The organism is Candidatus Krumholzibacteriia bacterium (assembly GCA_035268685.1).
Taxonomy (GTDB): Bacteria; Krumholzibacteriota; Krumholzibacteriia; order JAJRXK01; family JAJRXK01; genus JAJRXK01.
Genome location: DATFKK010000075.1, coordinates 36,398 through 53,959, shown reverse-complemented (window position 1 = coordinate 53,959; position 17,562 = coordinate 36,398). Strand labels below are relative to the sequence as shown.

Annotated in this window: 13 protein-coding genes; 1 reads left to right on the top strand and 12 read right to left on the bottom strand. The window is 69.5% G+C overall.

Annotation, left to right across the window (positions count from 1 at the left end):
- Positions 1–3: 3 nt before the first annotated feature.
- The 12 genes from VKA86_07460 to VKA86_07405 form a co-directional block, all read right to left on the bottom strand.
- Positions 4–351, bottom strand: coding sequence for a cytochrome c (locus VKA86_07460; GenBank protein ID HKK71039.1), 348 nt, complete (start codon positions 349–351; stop codon positions 4–6).
- On the bottom strand, positions 351–1,817 hold the full coding sequence (pyk, locus tag VKA86_07455; GenBank protein ID HKK71038.1) for a pyruvate kinase: 1,467 nt from the start codon (positions 1,815–1,817) through the stop codon (positions 351–353). Before pyk ends, VKA86_07460 begins: the two co-directional genes overlap by 1 nt.
- A gap of 37 nt (positions 1,818–1,854) precedes the next feature.
- Positions 1,855–2,187 carry a rhodanese-like domain-containing protein gene (locus VKA86_07450; GenBank protein HKK71037.1) on the bottom strand — a complete coding sequence of 111 codons (333 nt, stop codon included), beginning with the start codon at positions 2,185–2,187 and terminating at the stop codon, positions 1,855–1,857.
- 129 nt (positions 2,188–2,316) lie between these two features.
- Positions 2,317–3,000, bottom strand: coding sequence for an SDR family NAD(P)-dependent oxidoreductase (locus VKA86_07445; protein ID HKK71036.1), 684 nt, complete (start codon positions 2,998–3,000; stop codon positions 2,317–2,319).
- 89 nt (positions 3,001–3,089) lie between these two features.
- Positions 3,090–5,888 carry a vitamin B12-dependent ribonucleotide reductase gene (locus tag VKA86_07440; protein HKK71035.1) on the bottom strand — a complete coding sequence of 933 codons (2,799 nt, stop codon included), beginning with the start codon at positions 5,886–5,888 and terminating at the stop codon, positions 3,090–3,092.
- A 512-nt stretch (positions 5,889–6,400) separates the two neighbouring features.
- Positions 6,401–8,554 (bottom strand): patatin-like phospholipase family protein, encoded by a 2,154-nt coding sequence (locus tag VKA86_07435; protein ID HKK71034.1) that lies wholly within the window; start codon positions 8,552–8,554, stop codon positions 6,401–6,403.
- Positions 8,551–9,387 (bottom strand): transglutaminase-like domain-containing protein, encoded by an 837-nt coding sequence (locus VKA86_07430; protein HKK71033.1) that lies wholly within the window; start codon positions 9,385–9,387, stop codon positions 8,551–8,553. Before VKA86_07430 ends, VKA86_07435 begins: the two co-directional genes overlap by 4 nt.
- Positions 9,388–9,391: 4 nt before the next feature.
- A complete protein-coding gene (locus VKA86_07425) occupies positions 9,392–10,327 on the bottom strand; it encodes a DMT family transporter (protein ID HKK71032.1) in 936 nt (311 codons plus the stop codon).
- Positions 10,324–10,833 carry a biotin/lipoyl-containing protein gene (locus tag VKA86_07420; GenBank protein HKK71031.1) on the bottom strand — a complete coding sequence of 170 codons (510 nt, stop codon included), beginning with the start codon at positions 10,831–10,833 and terminating at the stop codon, positions 10,324–10,326. The genes VKA86_07425 and VKA86_07420 overlap by 4 nt, the downstream gene beginning before the upstream one ends.
- Entirely contained in the window at positions 10,830–12,371 is a 1,542-nt protein-coding gene (locus VKA86_07415) for a biotin carboxylase N-terminal domain-containing protein (GenBank protein HKK71030.1), read from the bottom strand. The genes VKA86_07420 and VKA86_07415 overlap by 4 nt, the downstream gene beginning before the upstream one ends.
- Positions 12,368–13,156 (bottom strand): enoyl-CoA hydratase-related protein, encoded by a 789-nt coding sequence (locus VKA86_07410; GenBank protein ID HKK71029.1) that lies wholly within the window; start codon positions 13,154–13,156, stop codon positions 12,368–12,370. The genes VKA86_07415 and VKA86_07410 overlap by 4 nt, the downstream gene beginning before the upstream one ends.
- Positions 13,153–14,946, bottom strand: coding sequence for an acyclic terpene utilization AtuA family protein (locus tag VKA86_07405; protein ID HKK71028.1), 1,794 nt, complete (start codon positions 14,944–14,946; stop codon positions 13,153–13,155). Before VKA86_07405 ends, VKA86_07410 begins: the two co-directional genes overlap by 4 nt.
- A gap of 283 nt (positions 14,947–15,229) precedes the next feature.
- Here VKA86_07405 and VKA86_07400 point away from each other — a divergent pair, with 283 nt between their 5' ends.
- Positions 15,230–17,554, top strand: a complete 2,325-nt coding sequence (locus VKA86_07400; GenBank protein HKK71027.1) for a chemotaxis protein CheW — start codon at positions 15,230–15,232, stop codon at positions 17,552–17,554.
- Positions 17,555–17,562: the final 8 nt, after the last annotated feature.

The following is a 17,562-nucleotide window of genomic DNA, read 5'->3' as shown; positions in this document are numbered from 1 at the left end:
AGCTTAGGGGGTGACGCGCGCGCTGTCGAGCGCGGCCGCGTAGCGGGCGCCGAGGCGCCGTACGTGCAGGACGATCGAATCGAGTTCCGCCGCCGAGAGACCCGACACCGGCATCATCTGCCCCTTGCCACGGGTGACGATGCGCTCGATGTCTTCGTCGGTGGCCAGACGCTGGAACTCGGGATCGCGAATGCTCACCGGCTCGCCGGCCTGCTCGCTCGCGGTGATCGAGCTCCCGTCGACCTCGTGGCAGCGGACACACCGCGCCAGGTAGCGGCCCTCGGGCGTCGGCGGATACTCCTTGCCGCACGCCGCGAGCAGCACCACGGCCATCGCGAGCAGCCTCGCCATCAGTCGTCGTCCCCGTCGGCCGGCGTGGCATCTCCCACCGGATGGCGGATCTGGATCATGTTGCTGACCCCGGCGAACTGCCGAGTCCCTCCCACCACGACCACACGATCGTCGGGCTCGACCACTCCCAGCTCGGTGAGCAACCGGTCGCCCTCGCGCAGCATGTCGTCGGTGGCGGCGTAGTAGTCCACGCGCAGGGGAATGATCCCGTGCTCCAGGGTCATGCGCCGGCACACGATCTCGTCGGGACACAGGGCGTAGATCGGCCGACGTGGACGGAGCTTGCTCATGAGTCGGGCGGTCGTACCCGACAGGGTGTAGACCACGATCGAATCGGCGTCGATCCGCCGTGCGATCCGCGTGGCGGCCACGGCGACTTCGCGGCGCTCGAGTTCGAAGGCCTCGAGCTCCTCCTCGGACACGCCCGTCGATCCGTAGAACTGCGACGCCTCGGACTCGCGCGCGATCCGGTCCATCATCTGCACGGCGTAGAGGGGATACCGGCCGACAGCCGTCTCGCCCGACAGCATGACGGCGTCGGTGCCATCGAAGATGGCGTTGGCCACGTCGCTGGCCTCGGCCCGGGTCGGCCGCGGGTTCTCCATCATGGATTCGAGCATCTGCGTGGCCGTGATCACGGGGAGCCCCCGCGCGTTCGCCCGCGCGATGATCCGTTTCTGAAGACGTGGAACGCGTTCGGGCGGGACCTCCACGCCCAGGTCTCCGCGCGCGACCATGATGGCGTCGGCGGCCTCGAGGATCTCCTCGAGAGCGTCGATGGCCTGGGGTTTCTCGATCTTGGCGACGATCGGGACGATCGACCCCCGTTCGTGCAGCTCGCGGCGCAGGGCGTAGACATCGGCGGCCTGGCGCACGAAGCTGAGCGCCACGAAATCAACGCCCAGCGGCAGCGCGGCGTCGAGATCGGCGAGGTCCTTCGGGCCGAACGCCGGTGTCGACAGGGGGCGCCCGGGGACGTTGATGCCCTTGTTGGCCTTCACGGCTCCGCCCACGATCACCCGGCAGTGGATCGAACGGGGCGGGTCGGCCGAGAGCACCTCGAGCTCGACGAGCCCGTCGTCGATCAGGATCACGTCTCCGGCGCCCACGTCGGCGGGCAGGTCGGCGTAGGTGCAGGGCAGTCGATCGGCGGTGCCGACGAAGTCGCCCGGCGCGATCTCCACCTCGGATCCTGCGGGAAGCGTCACCCCCTCGGGCCGCTCCACGTCTCCGATGCGGATCTTGGGTCCGCGCAGATCGAGCAGGACGGCGACCGTCCGGTCGAGTTCGGACGCGAGCCCGCGGATGCGCGGAACCATCGTCCGGAAGTACTCCGCGTCGGCGTGACTGGCGTTCAGGCGCACCACGTCGACGCCGGCGGCGAGCAACGGACGCAACTGCTCCGGTTCGGACGACGCGGGACCCACGGTGGCGACGATGCGGGTGCGGCGGAGCGCAGGATTCAAGGGACCTCCGTTCGACGACCGGTACCGAACCGGCCGCTCAGTAGCGCGGGACCGCGGGATCGATCAGGGCCGACCAGCGGTCGATGCCCCCGCCGACGTTGCGCGGCCCCGCGAATCCCCGCGAGCGCAGGTAGCGGACCGCCTGCCAACTCCGGGCACCGTGGTGGCACAGGACGGCGTACTCGCGTCCCGGATCGAGTTCCTCCATCCGGAGCGGCAGCAGATGGAGGGGAATGTGCACGACGTCGCCGTCGAGCGCGGCGATCTGCAGTTCCTCGGGCAACCGGACGTCGAGAACGACCGGACCGTCGCCCTCGCGACGACGGCGGGCGAGCTCTTCGACGGTGATGTCCTCGGGCAGCGGGTCCACGGAGCTCTCCTCGTCGGGATCGGGAACGGCGCAGGAGGGACGGTGGCCCCGCGGTGCGAGGCGTTCCGCGATACGCTAGTCGAGGCGGGCCCGGCCCTCAAGACCGTGGGTCGGACCCGGCCACGTACGTCACCAGGGAACGGACTCGCCGTCGCGGAAGAAACCCCCGTGGGGGCCGTCGGCAGGAAGGGTCGCCAGCCAGACGATGCCCGCCGCACCCTCGTCGACCGATCGCGGCGCGGCGTCACCACCCATGCGCGTGCGGACCCAGCCCGGGCACGCGGCGTTGATCTTCACGTCGCCCTCGACCCGCGCCGCGGTACAGACCGTCAACGCGTTCAGGGCCGCCTTGGTGACCGCGTAGACCGCCTGGCCGGTCATCATACTGCCCTCGCCGAAGGACGCACCACCGCTCGAGACGTTCGCCACGCGTCCGTAGCCCCGCTCGATCATTCCTGGCAACAGCCCCTGCACGAGCATCCACGGACCCCGCACGTTCACCTGCCAGCTGCGGTCCATGGAGTCGGGATCGACCTCCAGGGCATCACCACTCTCCAACACTCCGGCGTTGTTGACGAGGACGTCGACGGACGACGAGGACAGGGTGTCGAGAGCGCGCCGAATCGATGCCGGATCACCGACGTCGAGCTCCAGTACCTCGTGTCCGTCCCCGTGCAGTGCTCCGAGCGCCTCTTCGCCGGCGGCACGGTCACGGACGGCGAGGATCACCCGCAGTCCCCGCTCGCTCAGCAACTGGGCGGTCCGGGCCCCGATTCCGCGATTGGCTCCGGTGACGAGCGCAGTCTTCGTCATGGTGCGATCTCCGTGTTCGGGAGGCGGAAGCGGAACGGGCGCCCCGTCCGGGACGCCCGTTCGCGATCACGGCGTCGGGCCAGTCTGCATCACGAGCAGCCGCTCGTCGACCCGCAGTTCGCGCAGCGGTAGCAGCTCCCGTTGGGCACCATGACCGAACCGCACTCGGTGCAAGGCGGCGCGTCGCTCGCCGTGGTCCCCTGTGGCGAGTCCGCCACCGCCGCGGCCCCGACACTGCGTCCGTTGGACTGCCCCGCCGGGGTCTCGGTCTTCTCGAGCTGCGGCAGCGAGCCACCCGCCGCGGTCTCGACCTCGTCCTCGACGACATCGGCATTCGCCGGACGGTGCCCCAGGAACTTGATCCCGAACCAGCGGAAGATGTAGTCGGTGATGCTCTTCGCCATGGGGATCTGCTGGTTCCGGGTGAAGCCGCTGGGCTCGAACCGGCTGTTGCTGAACTTCTGGCAGAGGACCTCGAGCGGAACGCCGTACTGCAGCATGATCGACACCGCGGTGGCGAAGCTGTCCATGAGCCCGCTGATCACCGAGCCCTCCTTCGCCATGCGCACGAAGAGCTCACCCGGCGTCCCGTCCTCGAACAGACCCACGGTCAGATAGCCTTCGTGGCCCTGGATCGAGAACTTGTGCGTGATCGCCGTGCGCTCGTCGGGCAGACGGCGACGCTGCGGACCGACCAGTTCTTCCGCCGCAGCCCTGGCCTCCTTGCGGACCGCGTCGTCGGTCTTGCTGCGACTGGTGTTCATGGGCTGCGTGCGCTTGCTGCCGTCCCGGTAGACCGCGACCGCTTTCAGACCGAGCTTCCAGCTCTCGATGTAGGCGTTCTCGATGTCCTCGACCGTGGCCTCCTCCGGGAGGTTCACGGTCTTCGAGATGGCGCCCGACAGGAAGGGCTGCACCGCGCCCATCATGCGCACGTGGCCCATGGGCTCGATCGTGCGGACCCCGTTCTGCGGCTTGAAGGCACAGTCGAAGACCGTGAGGTGGTCGTCGAGGAGGTGCGGAGCGCCTTCGATCGTCTCCTGGTCGTCGACGTAGGCGACGACCTCCTCGATCTGCGACTCCGAGTATCCCAGGCGGCGCAGGGCTTCGGGAACGGTCCGGTTGACGATCTTCAGAAAGCCGCCACCGACGAGCTTCTTGTACTTGATGAGCGCGATGTCGGGCTCGATCCCCGTCGTGTCGCAGTCCATCATGAAGGCGATCGTCCCCGTCGGTGCGAGCACGGTGACCTGGCTGTTGCGGTAGCCGTTCTCGCGACCGAGGTCGAGGGCCTCGTCCCAGCTCTGCCCGGCGGCCTCGAAGAGGTCGGCCGGCACACGCTGGCGGTTGATCGTCGATACGGCCGCACGGTGTTTGGCAATGACGTCGAGCATCGACGATTCGTTCTCGGGATAGCCCGCGAACGGTCCGGTCGACTCCGCGATCTCGGCGGAGCGGCGGTAGGCCTGGCCGCACATGAGCGCGGTCACGGCCGCCGCGAAGTCCCGACCCTCGTCGCTGTCGTAGGCGAGCCCCCGGCTCATGAGGAGGGCCCCGAGGTTCGCGTAGCCCAGTCCGAGCGGACGGAAGCGGTAGCTGTTCTCGGCGATGCGATCCCGCGGGTAGCTGGCGTTGTCGACGATGATCTCCATGCCGAGGATGGTGACGTCGACGGCGCGGCGGAAGGCCTCGACGTCGAAGGTCAGGTCGTCGGCGCGGAACTTCAGCAGGTTGAGCGAGGCCAGGTTGCAGGCCGTGTCGTTCAGGAACATGTATTCGCTGCACGGATTGCTGGCGTAGATGCGGTCGGTGCCCTTGCAGGTGTGCCAGTCGTTGATCGTGGTGTCGTACTGCATGCCGGGATCGCCGCAGTGCCAGGCGCTCTCGCTGATCTTGCGCATGAGATCACGGGCGCGATGCGTCCCGACGGTACGCCCGTCGACACGCGCCGTCGTGTGCCACTCGCGGTCCTCGAGGACGGCGCGCATGAAGTCGTCGGCCACACGGACGGAATTGTTGCTGTTCTGGAAGAACACCGAGCCGTAGGCCTCACCGCGGAAGCTGCCGTCGTAGCCGGCGTCGATCAGTGCCCAGGCCTTCTTCTCTTCGTTGACCTTGCACTCGATGAACTCCTCGATGTCGGGATGGTCGGCGTCGAGGATCACCATCTTGGCGGCGCGGCGGGTCTTGCCGCCGCTCTTGATCACGCCGGCGAAGGCGTCGAAGCCCTTCATGAAGCTGACCGGGCCGCTCGCCACGCCGCCGCCGTGCAGGGTCTCCTGGCTTCCGCGCAGGGCCGAGAAGTTGGTCCCGGTCCCCGAGCCGAACTTGAAGAGCATGCCCTCGGTCTTGGCCAGGTCCATGATCGAACCCATGGAGTCGTCGACCGAGTTGATGAAGCAGGCCGAGCACTGCGGTGTCTCCTCGACGCCCATGTTGAACCACACCGGCGAGTTGAAGCTCAGCTTCTGGTACAGCAACAGATGCGTGAGTTCGTCCCGGAAGGCGTCGCGGTCGTCGTTCGTCGCGAAGTAGCCGTCCTTGGTCCCCCAGGCGGTGAGTGTGTCGACGATCCGTCCGATCAGCTGACGAACGCTGGTCTCTCGGCCGGGCCGCCCCACCGACCCCCGGAAATACTTCGAGACGACGACGTTCGTGGCGAGCTGGCTCCAACTCGCGGGGACCTCGACGTCGGTCTGCTCGAAGAGGACCTCGCCCTTGTCGTCGGCGATCGTGGCCGTGCGGAGTTCCCACTCGACGGAGTCGAAGACCGACTCGCCGGGGCGTGTGAAGTGTCGAGTGACGTGGACGCCCTTTCGGGTGGTCGCGTCCTTCGCGACCGTGCGGGTGGCGTCCTTCTCCGAGTGCAGGCTGAGGTCGTCGGCCATGGTCGTTCGGCTCCTTCCGTCCATGGGCTGGGGTGTCGGGGCGAGCGTCACGCGGTCGCGCGCACACCCGACGGTTCTCGATCTCGACTCTTCGGGGACGACGGATCCCCGGGGCGGACCTCTTCGTCCGCCGCTTCCGTCGGGCTTCCGATGCTCGACGTGGACTGCGCGACACCGCGCGTCGGTGGCCGTCGCCAGGGCCGGGGAGGACGGAACCGCACGGTTCGCCGGAAGTCGGTGTGCCGCAGGCGGTTGGGGCCCGTCTCCACAAGATCTGGTGGCGACGTGCGCAAGCTACCACAAGCCATGGGGGCCTCAACCGATTTTTCGCGCCCGTTCGAATTTTCGTTTCAAGTGCCTGTGAAAACTTCAGTTGGGACTCGCGACCGACGGCGCACCACCTCCGTCCCGCGCCCGCCCGGCCCGACCCCGACCTTCACCCGAGGAGCGCCCGATCCGGAAACTCGTTCTGGCGAAGAGAGTTGGCGCAGGCAGACGACGGGCGGCCCGGTTCAGAACTCGTGACCGACGTCGAAGACGACCCGCGGCTCGTTGCGACGGCCTCCCGCCCAGCCGAGCTGGACCGGCCCCAGCGCCGATTCCCAGATCACCTGCAGCTGGACTCCGGGGCGGGGACGGTGCTCGTCCAGCCCCTCCCGACCGTACCAACCCACCGCGCCTGCGAGCTCGAAGCGGATCTCGCGGTTCAGGAAGAAATCCAGTCCGAGACGCGACCAGGCCAGCTTCGGGGCGAGGATCGCGTCGGGGTCCTGACCGACCCAGCCCCGCGGCCCACCGGCGCGCGGGAGCAACTGCAGCGGAAAATCGGCCGCGGACCACGCGGCGCCGCCGACCGACGTCGCGCCGAACCAACGGGTCGCGAACAGTCGATGCGTCCATCCGCCCTCGACCGACCACGCGTTGCTGCGCCCACCCAGGGTTCGCAGTCCCCACCGCCCGGTGACCGCGAAGCCCTGCCCCGGCCACGGGTTCAGCCCGCCTCCCGTCCACGTCTCGAGCCGGACACGGACGGCCCGCCACCGTGACTCTCCATTGCCGGAGGGCGCGCGCGACTCGAGGTGACGGCGGCCGTCGAGCGCTTCGAAGCCGAACCGTAGGGCGGGTTCGCCCACCTCGCGACCCACGATGACGTCGGCATGGCCGCCGACGCGCCGGAACGACCATGCGTCCTCACCGCGCGGTCCCTCCTCGATCTCGACCCGCTCGTTCACCCACCGTCCTCCGGCGCGGAACTCGACGCGCCTCGAACCACGGATCGGGACCGACGTGTCGAGGGCCAGGCTCGCCCGTTCGTCGCTCACCTTCCAGGTCAGCGTCCGACCACCCCCGGCGCCGAGCCGGTTGTCGAGCCGCAACCGGAGCATCGCCGCGGGCCCGATGTCGTCGCGGTAGTTCGCCGCCAGCTCCAGCTCGGGGCGATCGCGCTCGTCGACGTGCGTCACCACCCGCATCGTTCCGTCCGGCCGCGGCAGCGCCTCGACCCAGACGCTCTCGAAGATCGACTGTCGGGCCAGGTCCGCCGCCCGCGTCCACAGCGTTTCGGCCTGCACCGTATCGCCCGCCGCGAGGTCGAACCGCTTGCGGATCGACCAACCCGACAGACGCCGGTTTCCGCGCACCTCGACCGCCTCGACACGCAACGGACCGACGGTCACCTTCGGTGGCTGCGGTCGCGCCGCAGCCGCACCCGCAGCCTCTCCGACCGCGCGCAACTCCTCGCGGTGGGCCGAGGCCTGACGGTAGCCCTCGTCGACGATGTCCTCGGAGGCCCAGAAACCCAGCGACGAGTGGTCGCGCAGGTCGAGGCGCAGCACCACGTCACCCGCGCCGGCCTCGACGGTGTTCTCGGCCAGCTGCGCGAGACTCGTCGACCGCTGCAACAATCCGAACAGGTCGCTGGGGGGCGAGTCGGGAGGGACGAAGGCATTGCTGACGTCGACCACGATCGCGCGTTCGAATCCCATCGACCGGGCGACGCCGAGCGGCAGGTTGTCGACGAAACCACCGTCGACCAGGTGACGGCCACGGTACTCGACCGGAGCGAAGACCAGCGGCAGTCCCCCACTGGCCCGCACCATGCGCGCCACCGATCCCTCGTCGAAGACCACCGCCTCACCCGTCATGAGATCCGTCGACACGCACCGGAAGGGAATCGGCAACCGGTCGAGATCGTTGCCGGCCCGGTACGCCGCGTCGGCGGTCAGGCGGCCGATCAGTCCCTCGACCGCGTGTCCCTGGCTGGCTCCCGGCGGCAGACTCGGCGGCCAGGTGTCGAGCCACAGACGCAGCTGTGCGCGCGGCAGGCTGCTCCACCCGCCCTGGACCGGCTGGGCCGGGGCGTCGGAGTCGAGGAGGGTCCGCAGCCAGTTCCGATCGACCACCAGACTCTCGAGCTCGTCGGCGTCGAGGCCGCTCGCGTACAGCGAGCCGACCAACGCCCCCATGCTGGTCCCGACGACCAGGGAAGGGGTCATGTCCAGTTCCTCGAGCACCCGGATCACGCCGATGTGCGCGAGGCCCTTGGCCCCGCCGCCACCGAGGACCAACGCGAAGCCCTCGCGCTCGGCCGCAGATGCGGGGGGAACCGCGTCGATGAGGAGGAGGAGCGCGAACAGGAAGGCGGAGACGCGCCCGCGCCGGATCATCCCTCGGCGGCGCGCTCGTGCAGGAGCTCGTTGAGCACGCGCCGGATGCGGGGTCCGTCGATCGCCTGCGGCCGGTCGTTGAGGTACCACCGGAGATCGGTGATCGCCTCGGCGCGGCGACCGGTCCGGCGGTACAGGAGCCCGCGGTCACGGCGCTCGGTCGCGGCATCGGGCTGCAGAAGGACGATCCGTTCGCTCGCCAGCACCGCCCGCTCGTCGTCCTGCTTGCGCACGTAGATCCGCTTCAGGTTCAGGAGCATGCGGGTGAGGATCCGCCGGGAGGACACCGGTTCGAGGTGTTCCTCGAGCAGTCGTGCCCGCGGGCCGAATCGCTCGTGCAACAGACGCGACAGATCGTCGCGCGTCACGACGCTGCCGCCGTGGAAGGGATCGACGTAGGTATGACCCCAGTCGTCGGTCACGCGCACGACGAAGTGACCGGGCAGGCCGATGCCCTCGACGTGGAACCCGCAGCGGCGCGCGACCTCGCGGTAGAGTACCGACAGCGTGATCGGAATGCCCGTGCGACGGTCGAGAACCCGGTTCAGGTAGCTGTTCTCGGGGTCGTCGAAGGCTTCGACGTTGCCACGGAGGCCCATCTCGTCGAAGAGCACACGGTTGATCACCCACACCGCGTGGAAGAAGTCCTCGGCCCCGGCCAGGTGCTCGGAACAGCGACGGGCGATCGCCTCGACGCGCTGGATCTGCTCGTCGAGCACGAGCTCCGGGTACTCCTCCTGGGCGATCAGGAAGGCACCCTCGAGCAGGTCGATGTGGTCGTCCTCGAGGGCGGCCAGTCGTCCGAAACGTTCGCGTGCGGCGGAAGAGCTCATGGTCCTACGAGTCTACCGGGGTCACGCCGCCTTGGCCAGCCGTCGCGTCGGATCGGTGCGTTCGACGCCCGGTCCAGGTCTCCGAGGCGATCACCGCGGCGAGGATCAGGGCCGCCCCCAGCGCTCCCAGCGGCGTGAGGACCTCGGACAGCAGCCACCACGCGAAGAAGGTGGCGAAGACGGGCTCGAGCGAGAAGATCAGCGATGCCCGCTGCGGCGTCGTCGAGCCCTGGAACCGGGTCTGCAACCAGAAGGTCCCCACCGTCGCCACCAGCGCGCAGAAGCCGAGCGCGCGCACCACGTCCCCCGAGAGCTCGATCGCGACATTCCCACGGACGCCGAGCACGGCGACCCCGATCAGTCCGATCGTGGCCACCTGCGTGAACGCGAGGCTGGTCGGGTGGTGCTCGACCGTCAGAACACGTTGCAATACGAGCACGTACGTCGAGTAACCCAGGGCGCAGGCGAGCACCCAGAGATCCCCCACCCCGAAGCCGGACACGCCGGTCGCGCCGGCTCCGGTCAGCAGGTACAGCCCCCCTGCCGCCACCACGGCCGCGGCGAAGTCGACCGCCGTGGGCCGACCGGCCCGGAACACCGGAGCCAGCAGCGGCACGATGATCACCGCCGTGCCGGTGATGAAGGCGGCACGCCCCGCCGGCACGGTCTGCAGGCCGATCGTCTGGGACACGTAGGACGACCACGCGATCAATCCCAGCAGCGCGCCGGGGAGCAGTGCCCGGCGCAGCCCGGCGCGGGCCCCCGGATCGAGGACCACCAGCGGCAGGAAGGCCGCGGTGCCGAGCGCGAAGCGCCACCCGATGAACTGGTGCGGACCGACGTCGGCGAGTGCGCTGCGGATCAGCGGGAAGGTGACTCCCCAGAAGATCGTGACCAGGACCAGCGCCAGGTCGGCGCGGATGCGGGTCTCGCGGTTCAATCCGCCTCGCCGTCCGGCTCGATCGTCACCACGGGCTGATCGGGTTCGACGAGAGCGTCCTTGCCGGCGTGGACCGTCGACACCCGCCCGGCCACGTCGCTCGACAGGGCGATCTCCATCTTCATCGCTTCGATGCGCGCCACCACCTGCCCCGCCGCGACGGGGTCGCCCGCCGCCACGGTCACCTCGAGAACCCTGCCGGGCATCGGCGCTCGGACCACCGGCGAGGCGGCCCCGACGGTCTCGTCGACCTCGTCCTCCTCCACCCAGTGGAAGTGCGCGGAGTGACCGCGCAGACCCAGGTGGAGCTCGCGCCCCCGCCGCACCCAGCGAAGGCGATGCCGACGGCCGTCGACGTCGAGCAGGAGCGTGTTCTCGTCGCGCGCGATCACCCGTACCGTGCGGGCGTCGCCCCCGTCGATCTGCACGCGCAGGGTGTCGTCGCCCTCGCGATGGACCCTTGTCCGTCGACGGCGGCCGTCGCGTTCGAGATCGATCTCCATCATCCGTCCTCCCGCGCGGGGACCAGGCGCAGCGGACCCAGGTCCTCCCAGGGTCCCGGCGCCTCGCCGATCGTGTCGCGGTCGGAACGGCGCGCCGTCCCGCCCCCCGGGTCGAGAGCGAAACTCGCCGCCGCCGCCAGCCACAGGGCCTCGTCGGTGTCCACGTTCCCCTCGCCGTCGGGGCTCCAGTCGGCCAGGTGCTCTTCGAGGAATCCGGTGTGCACCGCACCCGAGGCGAAGGCCTCGTGTCCGAGGATCGCCAGCAGGTGCGACAGGTTCGTCGTCGGACCGAGCACGGTGGTCTCGCTCAGGGCCTCGATCAGACGCCGGCGCGACTGTTCGCGGTCCGCGCCCCACGCGCACAGCTTCGCGATCATCGGGTCGTAGTGCAGCGTGACCTCGCTGCCCGTCGTCACGCCGGTGTCCACGCGCACGCCCGGACCTGCCGGCGGTTCGAAGAGGTGCAGCGTGCCCGTCTGCGGCAGGAAGCCCCGGGCGGGATCCTCGGCGTACAGCCGCACCTCGATCGAGTGACCGTGGGCGCGGATCTCGTCCTGCGTGAGCGCCAGCCGTTCGCCGGCGGCCACGCGCAACTGGGCCTCCACCAGGTCGACCCCGGTGACGTTCTCGGTCACGGGATGTTCGACCTGCAGACGGGTGTTCATCTCGAGGAAGAAGAAGTCCCCCGATGCGTCGAGCAGCATCTCGACGGTTCCGGCGCCGACGTAGTCCACGGCCCGGGCGGCACGCACCGCGGCGTCGTGCAGGCGCGCCCGCAGGTCGTCGCTCAGCCCGGGGGCGGGCGACTCCTCCACCACCTTCTGGTGCCGACGCTGTACCGAACAATCACGCTCGCCCAGGTGCAGGACGTGACCGTGGGTGTCGCCGAGGACCTGGACCTCCACGTGGCGTGGCCGGATCAGCAGTCGTTCCAGGTACACGGTGGCGTCGCCGAAGGCACTGGCCGCCTCCCGGCGGGCGGCGCCGATCGCGTCGACCAGATCCGCCGCTCCGTGGACGGCGCGCATGCCCTTGCCCCCACCTCCGGCGGCGGCCTTCACGAGCAACGGATAGCCGACGCCGGAGCCGGCGGCCTCCCAGGCCGCAGGGTCGTCGCCCTCGAGCAGCGCCCCGGGCACGACCGGCACCCCGGCCTCTTCCATGCGGCGGCGGGCCTCGGTCTTCACCCCCATGGCATCGATCACGTCGGCACCCGGTCCGATGAACACCACCCCGGCGTCGTCGCAGGCCCGGGCGAAGGCGGCGTTCTCTGCCAGGAATCCGTAGCCGGGATGGATCGCATCGGCGCCGGTGCCCCGCGCGGCGTCGAGGATGGCGTCGATACGCAGATAGCTCTCGGCGGCGGGGGCCGGACCGATCTCGACGACCTGGTCGGCCAACTGAGCGGCCAGCGACGCGCGGTCGGCCTCGCTGACCACGGCCACGGTCTCGAGTCCTCGCTGTCGGCAGGCGCGAAGAACGCGGACGGCGATCTCCCCGCGGTTGGCCACGAGCACGCGGCGGAACGGACGCGCCCTCATGACTTCGCCTCCGGCGACCACGAGGGTGGGCGCCGCTCGAAGAAGGCGGCGAATCCCTCGCGCGCCTCGTCGGTGGCCCGCTGGCGGGCGATGTGCGCCGGCGTGCGTTGCACCGCCTCGGCCAGGGGTGCGTCGAGCACGTCGTCGAGCAGCCGCTTCACGGCGGTCTGTGCCCCGGGGCCCCCGACCCGCAACCGCTCGACCCAGCGGCTGATCGCCGGATCGAGTGCGCCGTCGGCGACGATCTCGTCGACCAGGCCGAAGTCCCGCGCGACGGGTGCGGCGAAGATCTCGCCGGTGAGGAACAGGCGGCGGGCGACGGCCGGTCCGAGCCGCCGCACGGCGTAGGGCGAGATCACACCGGGCACGATGCCCAGGCGGACCTCGGTGAAGCCGAACTTCGTGCCCTCGGTCGCGACCACGAGGTCGGCGGCCGCGACGAGTCCGATACCGCCCCCGATCGCCGCGCCGTGCACCGCGGCGAGCACGGGATGCGGACAGCCGGCGATGGCGTCGAACAGCGCACCGAGCCGGCGTGCATCGGCCTGGTTCGTCTCGTCGTCGGCGGCCGCCAGGCGGCGCATGTAGTCGAGGTCGGCCCCGGCGCAGAAGACCTTGCCCTCGCCCCGGAGCACCACGAAGCGCACGCCGGAATCGGACGCGGGTCCGCGCAGGGCCTCGGTCAGTTCGGCGATGGCCTGCTCGTCGAGCGCATTCCGCGCGTCGGGGCGGTCGAGGACGATCGTCAGGACGTCACCCGACGGCTCGAGACGCAGACGGCTCACGACGCGTCCTCCACGAGGTCGAGCAGCGCGCGGTCGATCTCGACCTCGCAGCCGAGCAATGCGTGGCTCAAGGTCTTGCCCTGGGCGTCGATCTTCAGCGCGAGGGTCCCGCCCCCACCCAACGACTCGTGCAGGAGGAAGTTCAGGGCGTCGAGGTTCGGCACCTCGAAGCGCTCGACGTCGCCGTGGGCGATTCCGGTGAAGCGCTCCTTCACCCACTCCGCGGTCAGGGTGTCCCGCATCCAACCGTACAGGGCGGGATGCCGCGCGATGACGCCGATGTTGCAGGTGTCGCCCTTGTCGCCGCTGCGCCCGTGGGCCACGCGCCGCAGGGGAACCGTGACCGTCTCACCCGATGGAGCCGGCGCTTCGGTGAGGGTCGCCGCGGTCCCCTCGCAGGCACCGGGTCCGGTGGGTCCGGTGAACCCGACCTCGGCGCTCTCCTCGCCGCTTCCCGCGACGACGGTCACCTGCGCCGTGCAGCGCTCGCGTGGAACGAGCAGCGGCCAGTAGGCGACCACCCCCTGCACCCGTGGGCGCCCCCCGGTGACGGCCACTCCCGGCGGCCCCGAGAGGATCAGCGCCGGAAGCATCTTGCTGAACTCGCCCAGCTTCGCCGCGTCGTGGTCGCGCGCTCCGAAGCGCAGGTAGATCTCGTTCGCATCGGCGCTCGGACTGAGCGGACCCCAGGTCGCATCGGCACCCACGTACTCGGTGAGCGATTCCTCGTACTCGGGAAGTCGCTTCCACAGGATGTCGGCGAAGGCCTCGCACTTGTCGCGGGCCTCGGGGCCCGAGACGATCACCGCGCCCGAGGCCTTGTGCCCGTCGGAGTAGCTGACCGAGACCTTCAGGAACTCGGTCGGCGGCGCGCCTCGCACGCCCCACACGCGCACGCGGTCCGGGCCGTCGGACTCGAGACGGATGCTCGAGAAGTCCACCACCACGTCCGGCGTGAGGTAGCGGTGCGGATCCCCCATTTCGTACAGCAACTGTTCCTTGATGGTCTCGACCGACACCATACCGCCGGTGCCCTCGTGCTTGGTCAGGACGAAGCTTCCGTCCTCGTGCATCTCGCAGATCGGGTAGCCGATGCGGTGGAAGTCGCCCACGCGGCGCCAGTCGGTGAAGTTCCCCCCCGTGCTCTGGGCTCCACACTCGAGGATGTGACCGGCGACGATCCCCGCGGCCAGACGATCCCAGTCGTCGGCGGCCCAGCCCAGGCGCTGGATCATGGGGGCCAGGGTAATCCCGGTGTCGGTGACGCGGCCGGTGACGATCATCTGCGCGCCCATTTCGAGTGCCCGGACGACCGGAGCGGCTCCGAAGTAGGCGTTCGCACTGCTCACGCGCCCGACGATCGTGTCGAAGCTCCGACCGTCGTCCATGTTGGAGAGGTCGACTCCCTCCTCGTGCCAGCCCGGCAGGCGATCGAGCAGGTCGTCGCCGGCGACCACGCCGATCCGAGGGTCCAGACCACGGGCCCGGACGCGCTCGAGGATCGCGTCCGCGCAGGCCCGGGGCGCCACGCCGCCGGCGTTGCTGATGACCACCACGTCGCGCTCGAGCGCCGCGGCCATGACCTCGTCCATCTGGTCGACGAAGTCGCGGGCGTAGCCGGCCGACGGATCGCGATCCCGCTGCTTCTGAAGGATCGACATGGTGATCTCGGCGAGGAAGTCCAGGGTGACGAAGTCCAGGGGGCCGCCTTCGATCTGGCGCCGCAGCACGGTCAGGTCGTCGCCCCAGTAACCGCTCGCGTTCCCGATCCGAAGCACTCGTTCGCTCATCGATCACCTTTCGCGGACCGCGTCGCGGTGGCCACCGTCTGGTGGTGCGCGCGGTCGTCCTCTGGCCGGAGTCGGCAAGTATAGAAAGCACCGAGGGTTGCGTCCACCAGCACGCCGAGTGGATCCACCACCCGTCCCGACCCGCGGCCGGGAAGCTCCGGGAGCCACCGTCCGCCGGATTCCCGCCTAAAGCCGGGCCCGGAGACGACCGATATCCGCCCCGTAGAGCGAATCGAGCCCGCCGCGTGCGGGACATCGGAGCACGAATCGCGAGGCCGGTGGCATGAGCGAACTGGACGAAGTCCTCCAGGAATTCCTCGTCGAGAGTTACGAGAACCTCGATCAGCTCGAGCAGGACATGGTCTCGCTCGAGGAGAATCCGCAGGAGACCGACATCATCGCGTCGATCTTCCGGACGATCCACACGATCAAGGGTACCTGCGGGTTCCTCGGCTTCGGCAAGCTCGAGAAGGTCACCCACACCGGGGAGAACCTCCTGAGCCTGCTGCGCGACGGCCACTGGGCCGTGAACCGCCCGATCACCGACACCCTGCTGCACATGGGCGACGCGGTGCGCGAGATGCTCGGACACATCGAGTCGACGCAGACCGAAGGGGACACCGACTACTCCGCCCTGATCGCCGAGCTCGAGCGCCTGCAGAAGACGGGCGGTCTCGAGGACGGCGCGGAGGACGCGGACGCAGCCACCGACGTGCAGACCGAAGACGTCACGGACGGGACGGAGGCGCCCGACGAGACCGGGGCCGACGACGCGTGCGACGACCACGCCGGGACGGCCGATGCCGACCCGGCCGTCGATCAGGTCCACGCCGCGACGGTGCAGGTCAGCAAGGCGGCACCGACGAACGAATCGCAGGCACCGTCGGAACAGGCCCAGGCGAGAGCCGATGCCGCCGCCAGGAGCGCCACCGAACAGGCGATCCGGGTCGACGTCGGCCTGCTCGACAAGCTCATGAACCTGGTCGGCGAGCTCGTCCTCGCCCGCAACCAGATCCTCCAGTACGGAGCCCAGGTCCAGAACCCGGTCTTCGCCTCGACCACGCAGAGGCTGAACGTTCTCACCTCCGAGCTGCAGGAGAACGTCATGAAGACGCGCATGCAGCCGATCGGGAACATCTGGAACAAGCTTCCCCGCGTGGTCCGCGACCTCGCCAACTCCTGCGGCAAGAAGATCCGGCTGGAGATGGAGGGCAAGGACACCGAACTCGACAAGACCCTGATCGAGGCGATCAAGGATCCGCTGACCCACCTCGTCCGCAACGCCGTCGACCACGGCGTGGAGGACTGCGAGACGCGCAGGGCGAACGGCAAGCCCGCCGAGGGAGTGCTGTTGCTCCGCGCCTTCCACGAGGGCGGGCTGGTGAACATCGAGATCGCCGACGACGGCGGCGGCATCGACACCGGCGCCATCGCCGCCAAGGCGGTCCGCAACGGTCTCATCACCGAGGACCAGGCCGAGGCGATGAGCGAACGCGAGGTCGCGAACCTGATCTTCAAGGCCGGCCTGTCGACGGCCAAGCAGGTGACGAACGTGTCCGGGCGCGGCGTCGGCATGGACGTGGTCCGCACGAACATCGAGAAGATCGGCGGCACCATCGAGATCCAGACCCGCGCGGGACAGGGCACGACCTTCCGGATCAAGATTCCGCTCACACTCGCGATCATCCCGGCGCAGATCGTCGCGGCCGCGCAGAACCGTTTCGCGATCCCGCAGGTGAGCCTGATCGAACTGCTGCGTCTCGAGGGCGACGTGGCCCGCAACGGGATCGAGCTGATCCACGGGACGCCGGTCTACCGACTGCGTGGCAACCTGCTGCCCCTGGTCTACCTGAATCGCGAGCTGGGCCTGCCCGAGGCCGAGCTCGACCCCGACGACCCGATCGTGAACATCGTCGTGCTCCAGGCCGACGAACGGGATTTCGGCCTGGTCGTCGACTCGATCAACGACACCGAGGAGATCGTGGTCAAGCCACTGGGTTCGGAGATCAAGAACCTGGCGACCTACGCCGGGGCGACGATCATGGGCGACGGCGCGGTGGCGCTGATCCTCGACGTGATCGGTGTCGCCCAGGGCGCCGGAGTGCTCAGCGAGATCCGCGAACACGGAGCCGCCCTGCAGGACGACGGAGCCGACGACGCCGGCGAGCGGAAGACCCTGCTGCTCTTCACCGTCGGCGAGGGTTCCCGCCTGGGCATGCCGCTGGAGATGGTCGCCCGCCTCGAGGAATTCGAGCCCGAGCGCGTGGAACAGGCCGGCACCCAGCAGGTCGTCCAGTACCGCGACGAACTGCTGCCGCTGATTCCGGTCTCGAACGTCCTGGGTGGCTACGCGCCGCGGCCACGCGAGGCCGACGAGAAGCTGCAGGTCGTGGTCTACACCAAGAACGACCGCAGCGTGGGTCTGCTCGTCGACGACATCGTCGACATCGTGCACGAGAACATCACGGTCAAGCGCGAGAGCGATCGGCCGGGCCTGCTCGGCTCGGCCGTGATCCAGGGTCGCGTGACCGACCTCGTCGACGCCGAGGGCGTGATCCGGGCAGCCGACCCGTCGTTCTTCACCCAACAGGAAACGGCGATCGCCTAGGAGGCCGA